We start from the raw sequence: 17,064 nt of genomic DNA on the forward strand, positions 1-17,064 counted from the left end.
GGACCCCGGTCCAGCCATCGACTTACCGGATTCCCGTAAAGCTTTCGTATGGCGCCGCCGATTGCCGCCGACGCGTTTTGTCGGGCGAATGACCCATGGTGCCGAGATGGGTGGACGACTGCAGTTCCTCGACAACCCGCTGGGCTCAGGAAGTGCTGGTGGGCGCGGACCGGCCGACCTGGAGGTGGTAGTCGGCGGCGGTGGCGAAACTGCCCGCCGCACCCCGCACGCTGAGTTCGTGGCGGCCGGGGGCGAGCGGCTCCAGCCGCACCCACAGGCCGCAGGCGTACCGGTAGACCTTCCCGGAGCCGGCGGTGAACGGGTTGCCCTTGACCGTGTCGAACCCGATCAGGGTCGGCTCGATCGTCTCGACGGGCAGGGCGCGCCCGTCCAGGGTGGCGCTGCCCTGGGCGGCGGTCATGAAGTCCAGGCAGTCGGTGCGGCCGCCGCTCAGGTTCACCACGGGGAAGATCATCGGCATGTCGGCGGGGACGGTGCAGGAGCGTGTGACGGCTCCGCCCGTGGTGCCGGCGAGGAACCAGAGGTCGGCCTTCTGCCCCTGGCCGCAGAGGTGGCCGTCGCGGTCGAGGACCGGATTGCGGGCCTGCTCGATCGAGGCGGCCCAGCTCCACCAGCTCGCCTGGACGTCGTACGGCCGGATGGCCTGCACCCTGGCCGTGTAGGCGGGGTTCGCGTCGGGCGGGGGTTCCTGCGTCGCCGGGACGCTCGGCGAGGGGGTCGCGGCGGTCGGGACCGGGGTGGCGGACCCCGAGGCGGCGGGGCCCGGGGCGACCGAACCGGCGGCCCGGTCGGGGGCCGGTGAGCCGGTGCAGGCCGCGGTGAGGGCCAGGGCGCCGACGAGTACCCCGGCGAGTCGTCTGGAGAGCATGATCGGAAAGCTTACGGGGGCAGGTCCGGGGACCGGACGCCGGGCGGCCCGGCCAGCCCGGCCCGGAACGGCTCACCCGCCCCCCGGCCGTCGCCGGTCCGGGGGCGGTTGACGGATGGTCACGGCCGGGCCCTACGGTGGTCGGCATGACGAACTCGGGGACCCCGGACAGCGACAAGACCGACGTCCGGATCAGCATCTTCGGCGGCAACCGCCTTGCAGGACACGAGATCCACAGCCGCACCGTGACCGCCTCGCTCATCGGCGGCGCCGACATCGACCTGACCGACGTGGACATCCCCGACGGCGCCGAGGTGCGGATCACCAAGCTCAGCCTGATCGGCGGGGTGAAGCTGCGGGTCCGCCCGGAGGTGCGGGTGGTGGTCGGCGGCATCCGCCTCGGCGGGGTCAGCGACGACGGCCCGAGCCGCCCCGGCGGCCCGACCGTCCACGTCGCCGCCTGGGGCCTGCTCGGCGGCGTGAGCGTCCTGCGCGACTGACGCGGGCCCGCGCGGGACCCGCGCCGCGAGCGGTGGGAGCGCCGCCATCGGACGGCGGGCGCCGCCGTCAGGTGGTGGGCGTCGGCGCGGGCGACGCCACGCCGGTGGGCGGAGCCTGGCAGGGCAGGGTGACCATGACGGTCACGCCCTGGCCGGGCTTCACCGCGCCCACGGTGATGGTGTAGTGCTCGGACTCCTGGGAGGCCTTGAAGTCCCAGGTGTCCGCGTCGGACCCCTTGGAGGCGATCTTGAAGCCTTCGCCCGCGAGCTTCTCGCGCAGTGCCCGGACCACCTCGGGACGCTGCTCGTCCGCGGCATCCAACTGGATCGCCGAGCCGAGCTGGTACGGCTCGCCCTCGTCGGCGACACTGATCCCCCGGCCCGGGCACTCGAAGAAGCCGGACATGCCGCCCCACGGATTCCGCTCAAGGCCCGTCAGCGTCCGCACGTGGTCCTCGATGCGCTCCGCCCGGGTCCGCGCCTCCTCCCGGGACTCCACGCGCACCGGCTTGCTCGGCGCGTCCGACCCGCCGACGAGCGAGCACGATCCGAGCACCAGTGCGCCCGCCGCCATCAGCACGGCCGCACCGGCCCCCCGTACGGCCGCACCGGACGGAAGGGCCGTCGAACTCTTGGACAACTGCGGTACTCCCCCGTGAACAGGCGTGCGATCTGCAGTCCGGATGCTACGGCACCACCGGGGAGGATCCGTACTCGATTCGAGGCCCTCCGTGCCCGGTCCTCGTCCGTCCGCCGTCAGCTGTCAGCTGTCACCCGTCACCCGCCGGCCCGTCAGCCGTCGCGGAGGATGCGGTGGGCGATCGGCGGGTGCACGCGGAGCAGGGCCAGCAGGGCCCGGGAGGCGCCGATCGGGACGAGGGGGCGGCCGCGTTCGATGCCCCGGGCGATCGCAGCGGCGGCCTCGGCGGCCGACAGCTTGCGGACCGCACCCTCCCGGTCCGCCGTCATCGCCGTGTCGACCAGCGGCAGCACCACCTCCTGCACCCGGACGGACGGCGTGTCGGCCTGCGCCTGGTAGCGCAGCGACTGCACCAGGGTGTGCACGGCGGCCTTGGTCGCGCAGTAGACGGGTGCGGAGCGCTTGGGCGCGTACGCCAGGCCCGAGGTCACGGCGACGAAGGACGCCGGGCCGCCCGCCGCCGCGAGGTGCGGCCAGCTCGCGGCCGCCAGCTCGACCACCGAGCGGAAGTTGACGGCGATCTCCTGCCCGACCCGGTCCAGCAGTTCGGGGCTCGGCCCGCCGGTGAGCGAACCCAGGTGCTGGACACCGGCGTTGGCGACCACCACGTCCAGCCCGCCGAGCTGCCCGGCGGCGAGCCGGACCACCCGGGCGGCCTCCCCGGGCACCGCCAGGTCGGCGACCACCGCGTGCCGCGCGGCCTGCGCGGACGCCGGGGTGACGGTGAAACCGTTTGCGGTGTCCGGGACTTCGGGCACGCCGGGGTCGCTACGCCGGCCGCAGGTGACCACCCGCGCGCCGGCGTCGACCAGGGCGCGGGCCAGGGCGTCCCCGACCCCGCTGGTGCCGCCGGTGATCAGAATGCGCTTTCCACTCACGTTCATGCACGCCACGATGGCTCGGCGCCGCACCCCGCACTTGTACGATCGCGCCATGGCGCCTCCCCCGTCCCGGCCCTCCGGCCGGACCGTGCACCCCGAACTCACGGCCGCGGTGCTGTGGGCCGTCACCGCGGGCGCCACGCCCCCCGCGCCCGCCGCCCGGCTCGCCGAGCGCCACCTCACCGACGGCACCCCCGTGCCCGAGCAGCTGCACCGCGAGCTGCTCGCCCACCTCCAGCGCCTCGGCTGGCCGACCGTCCTGGCCGCCGCCCGCCGGCTGTTCGCCCGACCGCGGGACCCGCTGCTGCGCTCCCTCGTCGCCGCCGAGGACGTGGCCGACTTGCTCACCCGGTCCCGGCTCGCCGAGCCCTGGCTGTACATCGGCCACACCACCCGGGCCGACCTGCGCCCCGGCGAGCTGACCGTGCGCCACCTCGGCCACCTCGGCCACCGGCCGCTGCCCGCCGAGACGCTCTTCGTCTGCGCCCTCCACCTGACGGCCGTCGCCACCGTCACCGCCCAGGACGTGGACGCGGTCCTCCTCACCGGCGACGGCCGCACCCTGCCGCCGTCCGCCCTCCACCCGACCGACGCGCCCGCCCCGATCGCCGCCTGGCGGCTGCGCTGGACGGACACCGCGACGGCCCCGACGGCACCCCACCCGGCCGAGCGGCGGCTGCTCGGCGAGGTCCGCCGCCGGATCGCCCTCGACCCGGCCGCCCCCTGGCGGGTCGGCGACACCGCCACCGGCCTCGGCCTGTCCGCGCGCACCCTCCAACGCGCCCTGCGCACCGCCGGAACCACCTTCCAGGCCGAACTGACCGCCGTCCGCCTGGACACCGCCGGGCACCTGCTGCGCCGCACCGACCTGCCGCTCGCCGACATCGCCGCCGCGGCCGGCTTCACCGACCACCCCCACCTCAGCCGCCGCTTCCGCGCCCACCACGGCTGCACGCCCAGCCAGTTCCGCCGCCGGTCCGCCGAGGCCGCGCACTGAGCCACCGGCACCGGGCGGCGGCCGGTCACCCCGGCGCGCTCCGGTGCGCTGCCGCGGACCGCGCCGCGTCCTCGTTCCGCCGACGCCGCTGCACGGCGCGGACGATCTCCGCCCCGGTGTCCTCCAGGAAGGCGGCCGCCGTGCCCAGCCTGGCCCCGGCCGGCGTGGCCGCGCCGAGCAGGTCGGCCCCGCCGCGGGTGAACTCGGCGATCATCGCGTTGCGTTGGGCGCTCGCCAGCAGCGCTCGGTACCAGACGTCGTCGTCGATGACGTACCGCTCGCGGCGGCCGTCCTCGTCCTGCTCGCGCCGCACCAGCTCCTGGCCGGCCAGGTAGCCGATCGCCTTGGATACCGACGCCGGGCTCACCCCGAGCCGCTGCACCAGTTCGGCCGCGGTCAGGCTGCCGCTGTCGGTGACGTAGAGGCAGGTCAGCACCCGGGCCACCATGCGCGGCAGGCCCGTGTGCACCAGCAGCTCGGCGAACTGCGCCGCGAACTCCCCCACCGCCGCCGGATCGCGCCCGTGCGCCGCGCTCACGCCGCCGCCGGGCGTCCGGGCCGGCCCGGCCTTGCTCCGCCGGGAGCGCCGCAGGGTGGCGCGCTGGGCGTTGTCGGCGCGGTAGCCGGAGGGGCCGCCGTTGCGGGCGATCTCCCGGGTGACCGTCGACGTGGGGCGCGCGAGCTCCCGGGCGATCTCTCCGTAGCCGAGCCCTGCGGTGAGCCCCGCGGCGATCCGGCGGCGGTCTTCCTGGGTCAGCCTGGCACCCGGCATGGTTGCTCCTCTCGTCGCGGTCGAGTATGCCGTCACCGTCGATCCCATTGCAGCAGACAGGGCATACCCATTGCATTCGCCCGCAGGCTCATTGCAAGGATTGACCATCATTGACCTGCCCATACATGCCAGTTGAGCATCATCGGCATTGATGGATCCGCGAACTGACACCTAGTCTCTTCACGAATCGCGAAACCGGATTGCCCCAGGAGGAGTCACCGTGAAGACCACCGTCCGCACCGCCGTCACCGCCCTGCTCACCGGCGCCCTGCTGGCCGCCGCTCCGGCGGCCGGCGCCGCCGACCGCACACCCGACCGCGACCACGACCGCCGGCACGCCGGCGTCCAGTCGGTACTCGACCGCGCGGTCTCCGAGGCCGGCCTGCCGGGGGCCATGGCCGAGGTCCGGGACGGCGACTCGACGTGGTTCGGGCAGGCCGGCACCGCCGACCTGGACACCGGCCGCAAGCTCGCGCCGCAGGACCGCTTCCGGATCGGCAGCACCACCAAGACCTTCGTCGCCACCGTCCTCCTCCAGCTGGAGGCCGAACACCGGCTCAGCCTGGACGACAGCGTCGAGCACTGGCTGCCCGGCCTGGTCGACGGCAACGGCTACGAAGGCTCGCGGATCACGATCCGCCAGCTGCTCGACCACACCAGCGGCATCCACAACTTCGCCCGGACAAAGCTCGCGGCGGACGACTTCGTCGGCGTTCCGTTCCTGCAGCACCGGTTCGACAGCTTCACCCCGCGTCAACTGGTGGAGATCGCCCTCGCCTACGAGCCGACCTTCGCCCCGGGAACGGGCTGGGAGTACTCCGACACCAACTACGTGCTCGCCGGGATGATCGTCGAGCGGGTCACCGGCAGCAGCACGGCGCAGCAGATCGCCCAGCGGATCACCACGCCGCTGCACCTGAAGAGCACCTACGAACCGACCGGTGACGACCCGCGCATCCACGGCCCGCACGGCCGCGCCTACTCCAAGCTGATGGTGCCCGGCGACACCACCCCCTTCTACGACGTGACCGAGCAGAACCCCTCCCTGGGCTTCGGCTCCGGCGACATGATCTCCACCAACGGCGACCTCGCCACCTTCTTCCGCGCCCTGCTGCAGGGCCGACTGCTGCCGCCCGCCCAGCAGCAGGAGATGCTCACCACGCTCGACCCGCGCGGCGGGTGGATCCCGAACACCCGCTACGGCCTGGGCGTCGCCTCCCTCGACCTCTCCTGCGGCACGGTGTGGGGCATGGGCGGCGCGATCGACGGATCCTGGTCCTACACCTTCGGCACCCGCGACGGCCGGCACGTCCTCTCCACGGAGGTCAACGGCGACTGGGCCAACGGCACGTGGGCCTGGCCGATCGGCGTCTTCACCGCCGAACTGGAGGCCGAGTTCTGCACCCCCACCACGACCGCCACCACCCCCTCCTGAACCGCCCGCCCGCCCGGCGCTAACCGACCGCCCTCGCGGCGCCCGGCGCCCCACGGGGTGCGTGACCCGACGTGACCGGCACCGCGTCACGCTGCGCGTTCGACCTCGGGGGGGGTGGAATCGGGTGGCGGGCGGGGGGATACTGGATCTTGGAGGTGCTGCCCGGCCGAGCAGGGCTCTTCGCTGTCGGAAACGACCGGGAGAGGCGGTGCCTGCGATGTCGGGCCGTTTGAAATCGCTCATTACCCGGCTCCGGAAGAAGTCGCCCGTCTTCTGGCTCCGGACGTTGACGGTCGTCTTCGCGGTGGCGATCTTCGCGATGCTCGTCGACGTCTTCGTCGACAGCGCGGTGAGCCACACGCAGAACGTGACCGCCGCGATCATCGCGGTGTTCGGGGCGCTGGTCCTCGCCCTGCTGGCCCTGGCGAGTCCGGGAACACTGGAGGAGCTCTCGTTCGGACCCTTCAAGGCCAAGTGGCAGCACATCAAGAAGCTCGAAGACGAGGTCCAGTCGCTCCAGTTGGCCATGCTCAGTCTGGTCACCCGGTACGAGCGCAGCCACCTACGGAAGCTGGTGGCCGGGAACCAGGACGGAAAGGTCCAGTACCGGCCGTCGATGTACCAGGAGTTGGAGCGGCTGCATCATCTGGGATACGTGAAGCCGAAGCCCGAGTCCCCCGGCCTGGTGGGGATGAAGGAGAGATTCGAATCGGACCCGGTCACGCAGTTCCCGCTGTCGACGTACGTGGTCCTCACCGCCATGGGAAGCAAGTACCTTGAGCTGTACCGGAACTGGACCCCCAAGATCGAGGTGAGCCGGCAAGGGGACGTGACGATCGCCGGCAAGGACTTCGGCCGGGCGGAGGACTGGGAAGACATCGTGGATTACGCCATGAGGTCGGGCTGGTACGACGAACCGGACCACGAGGACGTGGACTTCGCCCGGAACACGCCGGAGGCTCTGCGTACGCCGGTGGCCTTGCGTACGCCGGGGGCTCCGCGCACACCGGACGGCACGCCGCAAGGGGCGGAGGGCCGGAAGAAGGAAGAGGAAGAGGTCCCTCCGATGGGGGCGGTCCCCGGGCCCGACGGCACGGAATTCCGGGTCTGGGCCCCGAACGCCGCTGCGGTGAGCGTCCTGGGGTCGTTCGACGGCTGGGCCACGCCGCACCCGATGGCCACCGAGGGTCGCGGCAACTGGGCGGTCCGGCTGGACGAGGCCGCCCCGGGGGACGAGTACAAGTACCTGGTCACCGCCAGCGACGCCGAGCTGCGGAAGAACCGCGAGCTGTGGAAGATCGACCCGTACGCGCGCCGGCTGACCGGTTCGGTCGGCAACGCGGTGATCGAGGCCGCCGCCTTCGACTGGGGCGAGCAGGAGTGGCAGACCCCGGCACTGGACGACCTCGTCATCTACGAGCTGCACGTCGGCACCTTCAGCGGCGCCGACGGCCCGCCCGGTCGGCTGTCCGGGCTGACCGAGCGGCTCGACGTGCTGGCCGGGCTCGGGGTGACGGCCATCGAGCTGATGCCGGTCACCGAGTACGCCGGGGAGAGGTCCTGGGGCTACAACCCGGTCTCGGCCTTCGCGGTGGCCGGCGACTACGGCACCCCGGACGAGCTGAGGACCCTGGTCCGGGAGGCCCACGCACGCGGCCTGGCGGTGCTGTGCGACGTCGTCTTCAACCATTTCGGGCCGAACGACCTCGATGCCGGGCTGCGCCGCTTCGACGGCTGGTACGAGAACGACGGCGACGGGATCTACTTCTACAACGACGAACGCCGCGATACCGGGTGGGGTCCGCGCCCGGACTACGGCAGGCCCGAGGTCTGCCGGTACCTGACGGACAGCGCACTGCACTGGCTGCGGGAGTACCGCATGGACGGCCTGCGGTGGGACGGCACCGCGTTCATCCGCAGCGTCGGCGTCGGCAACGAGGCGGGCGGCGGGCTGGGCGACGGGATACCCGACGGCTGGCGCCTCATGCGCGAGGTCAACGGCGCGATCGGAACCGCCCTGCCCGGGAGGATCCGCATCGCGGAGGACCTGCAGGACGAACCCGCGCTCACCACCGCCGCACCCGTAGGGGCGGGGTTCAACTCCCAGTGGGACGCCGGCTTCGTCAACGCCCTGCGGGACGCGCTCACCCCCGCCCGGGACGAGGACCGCGACATGCGTCGGGTCTGCGAGGCGGTCGGGCACCGGATCGGCGGCCGCACGTTCGCCCGGGTGATCTACACCGAGTCGCACGACGACGTCGCCCGCAAGCACGAACGCCGCCGCCTGCCCGAGGCGATCTGCCCGGAGAGCCCCAGGAGTTGGTTCGCCAAGAAGCGCTCGACCCTCGGCGCCGCGGCGGTGCTGACCGCACCGGGCATCCCCATGATCTTCCAGGGGCAGGAGTACCTGGAGGACACCGCTTTCGACGACCGCGCTCGACTCGACTGGGCCACCAAGCGGGAGCGCCACGCGGGGATCACGCAGCTCTACCGGGACCTCATCGAGCTGCGACGCAACCGCGGGAACACCACCGCCGGCCTGCGGGGCACGGGGGTGGAGACCTATCACCGCAACGACACCGACAAGGTGATCGCCTTCCGCCGCTACCCGACGGAGCACCCCGAGGACAGCACCGTCGTCGTCCTCAACTTCGGCAACCGCGCGTACCCCGCGTACGACCTCGGGTTCCCCCGCGAAGGGACCTGGCACGTGCGGTTCAACAGCGACGCGCAGGCCTACGACTCGACGTTCGAGAACGCGCCCAGCAACGACGTCCGCACCCGCCCCGGGCCCAGGGACGGGCAGCCGTGCACGGGCACGGTCGGGGTGGGAAAGTACAGCGCGGTCATCCTGTCCCAGGAATCGTGACGGGCGACGGGTCGAGATCGGGGTCGAGGTCGAGGTCGAAGGAGTCGGCTGCGGTGAGCTGCTCGACGAACGTCCTGAAGTCCGCGGCCAGTTCGAGTTCGGTGCCGAGCTCGGTGTCGAACCAGGTGACCGACGGACCGCCGTCCGGGCCGCAATCCCGGTAGTCGAGACCGATCCAGTGGTGACCGTCGCCCGAGAGGAGGACGAGCGGCGACGGCAGCGCCCATTCCTCGACCAGGTAGGGGGTGTCCAGCAGCGACATCGTCCGCTCGCTCCGGCCGATGCCCAGCAGGACGTCGAAGGGAACGTGGTCCTCGCTCCACGAGGTCGGCCGGCCGGTGGGGAACGCGTCGTGCTCGTCGGCCACGATGCCGCCGTTGCGGATCCGCGGGAGGTCGAGCAGGGCCGGGGGCAGGGTCACACCGAGCAGACGCTCCGCTTCCCGCACCGCCTCGTCCGTCAGGGGCTCGTGGACGCCGTGCTCACCGGCACCCCAGAACGTCGCCGTGACCTCGTCGAATCGCGCCATGACGGGCAGCCTACGGCTCGGCCGCACGGGCCCCGGCCGCCGGGTCACGCCGGGCGCAGGGTCACACCGGCCGCAGGGTCACACCGGCCACCGGGTCACGCCGGGCGCAGGAGGTCCAGTTCCTCCCCGATCGCCGCGCGTAGGACGTCGTGCCGCGGGCCGAGGGCGAACCGCCGGTCGGACCACCGGTCCCGGGGGTAGAGCCACACCGGCCGGCCCACCAGGTCGGCCGGCTCCCAATCGAACCGCGGCCAGACGTGCGCGTGCAGGAAGCCGTCCGTGTTGCCGAGGATCTCCAGGTTGACCCGCCGGAACGCCGGGTCCAGGCGGCGGGACGCCCGTTCGACCGCCTCACCGAGCCGGTCCATGTCGGAGAGGAAGGCCAGCCGTCCGTCCCTGGGCAGGTCCGAGAGTCGTTCCGCCCGGGGATCGTCGGCCAGGAGCACCGAGTAGCCCGGCAGGAACTGCACGTCGCCGATCACGGCGAACCCCGCGGTCAGCCGCCGCAGCACCGTGGGGTTCTCACCGCGCAGGGCGCTCCCGATCCGATCCGTCCGCCAGTCGTCAGCCATGGCCGGAACCTACCCGGCCACGGCCGCCCGCCCGTCGGCCGGGTTCCTGCGCCCCGGTCGACGTGCGGTCACAGGACCGTCAGGGCCGCCTCCAGGTCGTCCAGGCCCAGCGAGCCCTGGCGCAACGCCTTCATGTGCCAGCGCTTGAGGTCGAAGTCGTCGCCCGCCCTGCGGCGGGCCGCCTCGCGACCGGCCAGCCAGGCGCGCTCGCCGAGCTTGTAGCCGATGGCCTGGCCCGGGCGGCCGAGGTAGCGGACGATCTCGCTGTCCAGGACGGCCGGCATCAGCCCGGCGTACTCCGCCATGAAGGCGCCGCCCAGCTCCGGGGTCCAGCGCTCGCCCGGGTGGAACGGGGAGTGGGCCGGGATGACGCTCTCCAGGTGCATGCCGATGTCGATGACGACGCGGACGATGCGCATCATCTGCTTGCCGAGGTAGCCGAGGCGGCGTGCGGGGTCGGTGAGGTAGCCGAGCTCGTCCATCAGGCGTTCCGCGTACAGGGCCCAGCCCTCCACGTTGGCGCTGATCTTGCCGAGGGTGACCTGGTAGCGGGACAGCTGCCCGGCCGCCGCCGTCCACGAGGCGAGCTGCAGGTGGTGGCCGGGGACGCCCTCGTGGTACCAGGTGCTGACCAGCCGCCAGGTGCGGAACCGTTCCTCGGCGTCGCCGTTGGCCGGCGGCAGGAAGGTCCGGCCCGGGCGGGCGAAGTCCAGGCTCGGCCCGTTGTAGTACGGCGCGGCCGCGCCGCCGGCCGGGGCGATCCGGGTCTCGACCCGGCGCAGCGGGCCGGTGATGTCGAAGTGGCGCCCGTCCAGCGCCTCGATCGCCTCGTCGGTGATCCCTTGCAGCCAGGCGCGCATCCGCTCGGCGCCCTGCACGGTGTGCCCGTGCTCGTCGAGGTGGGCGCGGGCCTGCCCGACGGTGGCGCCCGGGAGCACGCGTCCGGCCTCCGCGCGCAGCTCGGCCCAGACCCGGTGGAACTCCTCCCACGCCCAGCCGTAGGCCTCGTCCAGGTCGAGGTCGGCGCCGGTGTACCGGCGGGCGCCGAGCAGGTAGCGCTCGCGGCCGACGGCGTCCGGCGTGCCCTGCGCGGCGGGCCGGTAGGTGTCGCGGAGCCAGTCCCGGAACGCGGCGACGGCGGCGGTCGCGTCCTTCGCGGCCGCGTCGAGGTCGGGGCGCAGCCGCTGCGGCGCGGGGGCGACGAAGTCGGCGAACCAGCCGGGGCCGCCGGCCGTCTCCCCGGTCCACGCGGTGAGCTGCGCGCCGAGGACATCGGCCTGCCGCGGCGCGGCGAGCAGTCCGCGCGCGACGCCCTCGGTCAGGGTGGCCCGGTGGCCGTCCAGCGCGGCGGGCAGGTTCCGCAGCCGTCCCAGCACCGGGGCCCAGTCCTCGTCGGCGGCGGTGGGCATCATGGTGAAGATGTTCCGGAGCTGATGCACCGGCGTGTGCAGGTTGGCCACGGTCCGCAGGTGTTCGCCGGCGTCGTGCGCCCGCAGTTCGGCCTCCAGCCGCTCGCGCAGCAGCCGGGCGCAGGCGTGCTCCGCCGGGTCCTCGCCGGGCCCGGCCGCGGGCAGGGCGTCGAGTCGTGCCAGCGCCTGCCGCGCGAGGCGGGCCTGCTCCTCGATGCCGTCCGGCGACAGGTCGGGCATCGTGTCGTCGCCGGGTGCCAGGCCCAGGGCCGTGGACGTGACGGGATCGTGTGCGGCGACCCGGGCCACGTAGTCGTCGGCGATCTGTCGGGGGGTCATCACCTGGTCGGGCATGTCGTCCTTCTCGCTCGGTCGGCCTCGGGCGGCCGGAGGGAGCCCTCCGACCGAGGCTGGTGCCGCTGGTCTCGGAGTCGGGGTCGGGGTCGGATCGGTGGGCGCGCACGGGTACGGCGGTGGCTGCGGGGGTGGCGGTCGCCATCCTGCCCGGATGCGCCGCGAATAGTCCCGTCGTTTGACGGATTCCGTCAAACGAGCACCGTGTCGCGGGTGCGTCGGGTGCAGCATGGGTGCATGAGCGTGCGCATCGACATCGCGGGGCTTCGACCTGAGCAGGTCGCCGCCGCCCCCTCCCCGCTGGCCGAACTCGGCATGGCGCTGCACGCGCTCGCCGAGCCCGGGCACCACCCGGGGCTCCAGGGCTGGGCGGCCGGCGTGACCGCCCGCCTCGACCCGCACCTGGCCGACCGGCTGTACGAGGTCGACTTCCTCTGGCGGACCACCTTCTCCGATCTCTTCCTCCCCTACGCGGGTATCCCCGGCGACGCGGCCCGCCCCGGGGCCACGCTCGGCGAGGAGCTCGACCTCCTGGACGAGCTGACCGACGAGCAGTTCGTCGACGCCGCGCTGGAGTTCAACTACCCGACAGCGTACGGCGAACCGGGCCACGGACCGCTCGACGACCCCGGACAGCACCGCCGCGTCCTGGAGCTGGCCGCACTGCGCGGCCCGCGCCAGATGAGCTTCACCGACCGCCTGTTGACCGACCCGCCCCGGATCCGGCACTGGCTGCGCCGCCTCCTGGAGGACTGCGACGAGGCGTTCTTCGCGGACACCTGGGCCCGGCTGTGCCCCCGACTCGCGGCCGACACCCGCCACCGGACCGAACTGCTGCGCCGCAAGGGGGTGGCCGAGGCGCTCACCTCCCTGTCGGCGGCCGTCACCCTGGACGAGGCGGAGGCCCTGGTCACGGTCGACAAGGTCGGCGCCGGCCGGACCGCCACGGCGGGCCGCGGCCTGCTCCTCGTGCCCACCAGCATGGGCTGGCCGCACCTGATGGTCCTGCACCGCGACGGCTGGCAGCCGGTGGTGCACTACCCGATCGCCTCCCCCGAGCTGGCGACACCGCCGCCCTCCGTCGAGCAGGTCACCCGGCGCCTGGCCGCCCTCTCCCACCCCGTCCGCATCCGCCTCTGCCGCCACCTGGCCCGCGGTGCCTTCACCACCAGTGAACTCGCCCAGATCCACGGCCTGACCGCCCCGGAGATCTCCCGGCACCTGGGCGTCCTGAAGAAGGCGGGCCTGGTCACCACACAGCGCCGCGGACGCTACGCACTGCACCAGCTGGACGTCACCGTCGTCGCCCGGCTGGGCAGCGACTTCCTGGAGGGCGTCCTCCGCTGACCGGCCCGCCCCACCCACGGCCCCCGGCACACCTCCTGACCCGGCGCCGCCGGGGCCACGCGCCGGGCGGGGGCTCAGGAAGCTAGTGGCCGTCCTGCTTGACCCCTCGTCTCAGCCACGGAGCGAAGATCGACGTGGCGAGGAACGTTCCCACGGCGCCCAGAACCGTCACCACGACGGGGAGCGTGGGTGCATGCAGGACCACGTAGAGCGGCGACCCGGGGATGACGAGCCCCCACACGGCGAAGGAGAAACACCCCATGCAGGCTTCCGCAACCGGCGGCTCGGACTTCCGGGTCTTGTCCTCGGGACGGCTGGGGGCTGGCTGCGGAGTCCCGGATCCGACCAGGGGCGGAAGGCGGGATGCCGCGGGATCCTCCCCGCCGGGCTCCTTCGCAGCAGGTGTGCCCGTGAAGGCATAGGTGGCGAAGAACGCCGCCGCGGTGCCCAGGATGCAACCGCCGTAGAGGACCCAGCGGAGCGGCAGGTAGGTCGCCAGCGGGTCGTCCTTCACCACGCCGGTCAGCACGCCCAGCACGGTCGTGTACAGCGCGATCACCTCGGTCGGAACCGCCTCGACCAGGGTGTCCGCGCCATTGCCTTCGCCGGGGGCGGTCGACTCGCCGTTCCCCGTGGCGGAGGCCGGCCAGGTCCCGGAGGTCGGCGGTCGGACCGCGACGGCGGGCGCGCGTCGCCGACGGGCGGTGACGGCGAGTGACCTGATGCTCATGGCTCACACCCGGCCGTCGTCAGAAGGTCACCTGGACCGCGAGTCCGCTGTCCAGTGTGGAGGCCAGGTCCTGGATGTACTGGTGGTCGAAGAAGTGCGGCGACGTTCCCGAGCCTCCGACGAAGTGGCCGAGCACCGAGCCGCTCCGGCTACCGGAGGTGACCATGGCCAGACTGCCGGAATCACCGCGCCGGAGTCGGCCCGACGGCGCGAACTGCCACACCTTCAGCCACTGGCGTCGGGCGTCGCCGAGCGTCACCAACGCAGCGGTGACCGATCCGACCTGTCGGCCCGACGGGCCACCGTAGACGACCACGTCCAACGTCCCGTACGGCGGTTGCGGAGGTGGCATGGCGCCCCGGTGGGAAACGAACGCCACCTGGTGGCCGGGATCGTCGAGTGCGACCACGGCGTAGTCGTACCCTCCCTTGGTGCCCGCGTTCACCGGATCCTGCCAGTCCACGACCGTCCCGGTCACCCAGCTCGGAACACCGTCCCCCGTGGCGTACACGTCGACCTGCACCTTGCCCGGAACGAGATGACCGGCAGTGATGAAGCCCGACTCCTGCGGGCCGATCCTGCAGGGCAGGCCCACGGTCGCGCTGCCGGCGGGGCTGCGGGCGACCACCTCGTCGGTGGGATAGACCATGCCGGCGGCCGTCGGCCGGCCGGCCAGGTCGATCAGGGTGTTCGGCGGCACCTCCCAGGACCGCAGCTGTCCCCAGACCCGCGTGTCCGACCAGCCGTTGTCCATCAGCGTGGCCAGCGGGTAGCGTCCGGCGGGAAGCTCGACCCCGTCGGCCCTGACGTCCTCGAAGCTCGCCACCACCAGCGGGTACGTCCATCGCCCGTGTGCGTCCGGTGCACTGCCCACACCCCAGACCAGGGGCTGCATCCCCTCCTCCAGGGACCCGAGGTAGTGCTGGTACAGGTCGAACAGTTGCTGGACGACTCCGAACAGTCGCCCGTTCTCCGGGTCGGTCCACCACACCGTGACCACCTCCCACGTGCGGGGCGCCTGCCGACGGAACAGTCGGCGGAACTCAGGGCCAGGATGGCCCCGCCGGTTCCGGCAGGCGAGCCGGTGCTGCCCGTCCGAGTGGCCCTGTCGGAGTCGGGAAGGGGGGAGGCCGGAACTCAGCGGCGGGCGGCGGCGGCGATCATCGGGCGCAGGACCTCGGCGGCGGGGGTGCTCGCCAGGTAGCCGACCAGTTTCTCGCGGTGGCCGGACGGGATTCCGTGGGTGAGGCCCGCGGCGAGCAGGGCGGCCACGTAGGCCTGCTCCAGGACCGGGCGCGGGAACCGCCGGCGCAGCTCGGCGCGCAGCCGGGCGGCGTCGGCGTGCCGGCCCTTGCGGTCGGCCTTGACGAGGTCGACCGCCAGCCGTACCGCAGGCAGCACCGTGGCCAGCCGGAGCTGCTGCTCCGGGCCGGTGGTGCCCGTGCTGAGGAAGTGCGTCAGGTGCGGGCCGAAGCGCCCGGCCAGCTTGCGTAATTCCCTCGGGGCCGGGGGAAGTTCCGGATCGGGGTTGCCCTGACTGCACCAGTCCAGCCGGGCCGTGTCCCGCCAGAACCGCGGCGGATCCTCGAACCAGGCCCACCGCACGACGGGGGCGAGTCCGGTCACCGGAAGCCCGGTGGTGCGGAAGCCTGGCGCAGGTCGGACGGCGAACTCCGTCCCGTCGTCGCCGCGGAAGGCCAGGACGAGCTCCCAGGTGCAGCAGGAGCTGCGGATCCGCGCGGTGACGATGAAGCGTTGGGACTCGTCCGGGGCCAGCCGCACGTGGGTACGGTCGAGGAACGGACGGGCACCGACACGTCGGCGGGTGAACTCGTCCACCTCCCAGAGCTTCGGGTGTTCCTGGTCGAGGTCGAGTTCCAGCTCCGGTACGCCGCTGACACCCTGCGGGAGCCGGGAGACCAGCGCTCCGGTGAGCGGTTCGGCGCGGTCGACGACCTCGGCCCGCATGCCGCGCAGGGTGAGGTGGGCGTCCGAGCGGTTGGTCACGGTCACGGACAGTTCCGTGGTCGCGAAGTCCACGCCGCCGTGCCCGCGCGCCCACTCGGCCACGTCCTCCTGTCCCGGCCTCTGCCCCGGCAACAGCGCCGGGGGTTCGTCCAGCGCCGCTCGCGAGGGGATCACCAGCCACTGGCCGGGCTCGAAGTACTCCACCAGGACGTCCACCGTCCCGGGGCCCGTCGGCCGCGCCGGCCGCACCGGCCGCGCCGCCGGGTGGAGGTGCACGTCTCCGTGCACGCTTCCGGCCTGCAGCACCGAGCCGTTGACAGTCGCCCCGTCGGCGAGGAGGTTCTCCACCGAGGAGGTCGAGGGCGGTTCCGGGTGATCCTGCGGCATGACTCCATGCTCGCAGCCGCGGACCGGGGGTGATGGGCGTTCGCCCGAAACTTCCGCCCCGCCAGGGGGGAAGAACGACCCGACGTGCAGCGGAGGTTGGGGACCCGGCAGCGCCCCGGGGCTCACTCCACCAGGGCGGCGGCGATGCGGCGGATCGTCTCGCGGCGCTGCGCCCGGTCGGCGGGGTCCAGGACCGCCAGCACCTCGGGGTTGGACGCCGCCCACAGCATCGCGACGTGGGCGAGCAGGGCGAACAGGACCCGGGGGTCGAACCGGGTCGAGACCCGGCCCTCGGCCTGCAGCTCGGCGATGGCGGCACTCCTGCTGCGCACCTCGGCGATGCCGAGGTCGTTGAGCGCGTCGCCGTGCTCCAGCCGCTGCCAGGTGATGATCCGGGGGATGTCGGGGTGCTCGGCGTAGAGGTCGCTCAGGCTTGCCGTGAACCCGGGCAGGTCGTTCACGTCGAGCGGCACGTTCACGACGATCTGCTCGACCAGTTCGTTCCAGACGGCGTCGAACAGCCCGGCCTTGTTCCCGAAGTAGTGGTAGATCTGCGCCTTGTTGCTGCGTGCGGAGGCGGCGATGCGGTCGACGCGGGCACCGTTCAGCCCGTGCGCGGCGAACTCGGCCCGGCCGGCCGCGATGAGTCTCCGCTTGGTGGCTTCGGCGTCGCGCTCCATCTACCCAGCTCCTAACTAACCGTTTACTTGACAGGGTCACCACGA

The 17,064-nt window shown here is 73.0% G+C and carries 16 protein-coding genes; 5 read left to right on the top strand and 11 right to left on the bottom strand.

Translation table 11 applies throughout. The features are described from left to right. Window positions 1–145: 145 nt before the first annotated feature. Entirely contained in the window at window positions 146–889 is a 744-nt protein-coding gene (locus ACIRST_RS09870; protein WP_402801328.1) for a hypothetical protein, read from the bottom strand. 146 nt (window positions 890–1,035) lie between these two features. Here ACIRST_RS09870 and ACIRST_RS09875 point away from each other — a divergent pair, with 146 nt between their 5' ends. Beyond that, entirely contained in the window at window positions 1,036–1,389 is a 354-nt protein-coding gene (locus tag ACIRST_RS09875) for a hypothetical protein (protein ID WP_350520636.1), read from the top strand. Window positions 1,390–1,456: 67 nt separating this feature from the next. Here ACIRST_RS09875 and ACIRST_RS09880 read toward each other — a convergent pair whose 3' ends face one another. Beyond that, a complete protein-coding gene (locus ACIRST_RS09880) occupies window positions 1,457–2,029 on the bottom strand; it encodes a hypothetical protein (RefSeq protein WP_402801331.1) in 573 nt (190 codons plus the stop codon). Window positions 2,030–2,181: 152 nt separating this feature from the next. Next, entirely contained in the window at window positions 2,182–2,973 is a 792-nt protein-coding gene (locus ACIRST_RS09885) for an SDR family NAD(P)-dependent oxidoreductase (RefSeq protein WP_402801333.1), read from the bottom strand. Between the two features lie 49 nt (window positions 2,974–3,022). Here ACIRST_RS09885 and ACIRST_RS09890 point away from each other — a divergent pair, with 49 nt between their 5' ends. Next, a complete protein-coding gene (locus ACIRST_RS09890; protein ID WP_402801335.1) occupies window positions 3,023–3,967 on the top strand; it encodes a helix-turn-helix transcriptional regulator in 945 nt (314 codons plus the stop codon). A 25-nt stretch (window positions 3,968–3,992) separates the two neighbouring features. Here ACIRST_RS09890 and ACIRST_RS09895 read toward each other — a convergent pair whose 3' ends face one another. Next, entirely contained in the window at window positions 3,993–4,739 is a 747-nt protein-coding gene (locus ACIRST_RS09895; protein WP_402801337.1) for a MarR family transcriptional regulator, read from the bottom strand. Between the two features lie 220 nt (window positions 4,740–4,959). Here ACIRST_RS09895 and ACIRST_RS09900 point away from each other — a divergent pair, with 220 nt between their 5' ends. Together ACIRST_RS09900 and ACIRST_RS09905 are read left to right on the top strand one after the other, a co-directional pair. Further along, window positions 4,960–6,174, top strand: coding sequence for a serine hydrolase domain-containing protein (locus tag ACIRST_RS09900; RefSeq protein WP_402801338.1), 1,215 nt, complete (start codon window positions 4,960–4,962; stop codon window positions 6,172–6,174). Window positions 6,175–6,460: 286 nt separating this feature from the next. Next, window positions 6,461–9,043 carry an alpha-amylase family glycosyl hydrolase gene (locus ACIRST_RS09905; RefSeq protein ID WP_402801340.1) on the top strand — a complete coding sequence of 861 codons (2,583 nt, stop codon included), beginning with the start codon at window positions 6,461–6,463 and terminating at the stop codon, window positions 9,041–9,043. On the opposite strand, the gene ACIRST_RS09910 is transcribed toward ACIRST_RS09905, so the two are convergent. The 3 genes from ACIRST_RS09910 to ACIRST_RS09920 all read right to left on the bottom strand — a co-directional run bounded on the left by ACIRST_RS09910 (window position 9,021) and on the right by ACIRST_RS09920 (window position 11,907). After that, complete coding sequence (locus ACIRST_RS09910) at window positions 9,021–9,572, bottom strand: SMI1/KNR4 family protein (protein WP_402801342.1); 552 nt, start codon at window positions 9,570–9,572, stop codon at window positions 9,021–9,023. The genes ACIRST_RS09905 and ACIRST_RS09910 overlap by 23 nt on opposite strands. A gap of 95 nt (window positions 9,573–9,667) precedes the next feature. Next, a complete protein-coding gene (locus ACIRST_RS09915) occupies window positions 9,668–10,144 on the bottom strand; it encodes a diadenosine tetraphosphate hydrolase (protein WP_402801345.1) in 477 nt (158 codons plus the stop codon). A gap of 68 nt (window positions 10,145–10,212) precedes the next feature. After that, a complete protein-coding gene (locus ACIRST_RS09920) occupies window positions 10,213–11,907 on the bottom strand; it encodes a DUF885 domain-containing protein (RefSeq protein WP_402801346.1) in 1,695 nt (564 codons plus the stop codon). 237 nt (window positions 11,908–12,144) lie between these two features. On the opposite strand from ACIRST_RS09920, the gene ACIRST_RS09925 reads away from it, so the two are divergent. Continuing rightward, the gene (locus tag ACIRST_RS09925) at window positions 12,145–13,254 is read left to right on the top strand and encodes a DUF5937 family protein (protein WP_402801347.1); all 1,110 of its coding nucleotides are present in this window, start codon (window positions 12,145–12,147) and stop codon (window positions 13,252–13,254) included. Window positions 13,255–13,336: 82 nt separating this feature from the next. On the opposite strand, the gene ACIRST_RS09930 is transcribed toward ACIRST_RS09925, so the two are convergent. The 4 genes from ACIRST_RS09930 to ACIRST_RS09945 all read right to left on the bottom strand — a co-directional run bounded on the left by ACIRST_RS09930 (window position 13,337) and on the right by ACIRST_RS09945 (window position 17,019). Then, complete coding sequence (locus tag ACIRST_RS09930; RefSeq protein ID WP_402801350.1) at window positions 13,337–13,984, bottom strand: hypothetical protein; 648 nt, start codon at window positions 13,982–13,984, stop codon at window positions 13,337–13,339. 19 nt (window positions 13,985–14,003) lie between these two features. Further along, window positions 14,004–14,975 carry a hypothetical protein gene (locus ACIRST_RS09935; RefSeq protein WP_402801352.1) on the bottom strand — a complete coding sequence of 324 codons (972 nt, stop codon included), beginning with the start codon at window positions 14,973–14,975 and terminating at the stop codon, window positions 14,004–14,006. A gap of 146 nt (window positions 14,976–15,121) precedes the next feature. Next, window positions 15,122–16,339, bottom strand: a complete 1,218-nt coding sequence (locus ACIRST_RS09940; protein WP_402801354.1) for a hypothetical protein — start codon at window positions 16,337–16,339, stop codon at window positions 15,122–15,124. Between the two features lie 122 nt (window positions 16,340–16,461). Further along, window positions 16,462–17,019 (bottom strand): TetR family transcriptional regulator, encoded by a 558-nt coding sequence (locus ACIRST_RS09945; RefSeq protein WP_350520648.1) that lies wholly within the window; start codon window positions 17,017–17,019, stop codon window positions 16,462–16,464. Window positions 17,020–17,064 lie beyond the last annotated feature (45 nt).

Origin of the sequence: Kitasatospora sp. NPDC101447, assembly GCF_044767225.1 — a bacterium.
In the GTDB taxonomy this organism is placed as follows: Bacteria; Actinomycetota; Actinomycetes; order Streptomycetales; family Streptomycetaceae; genus Kitasatospora.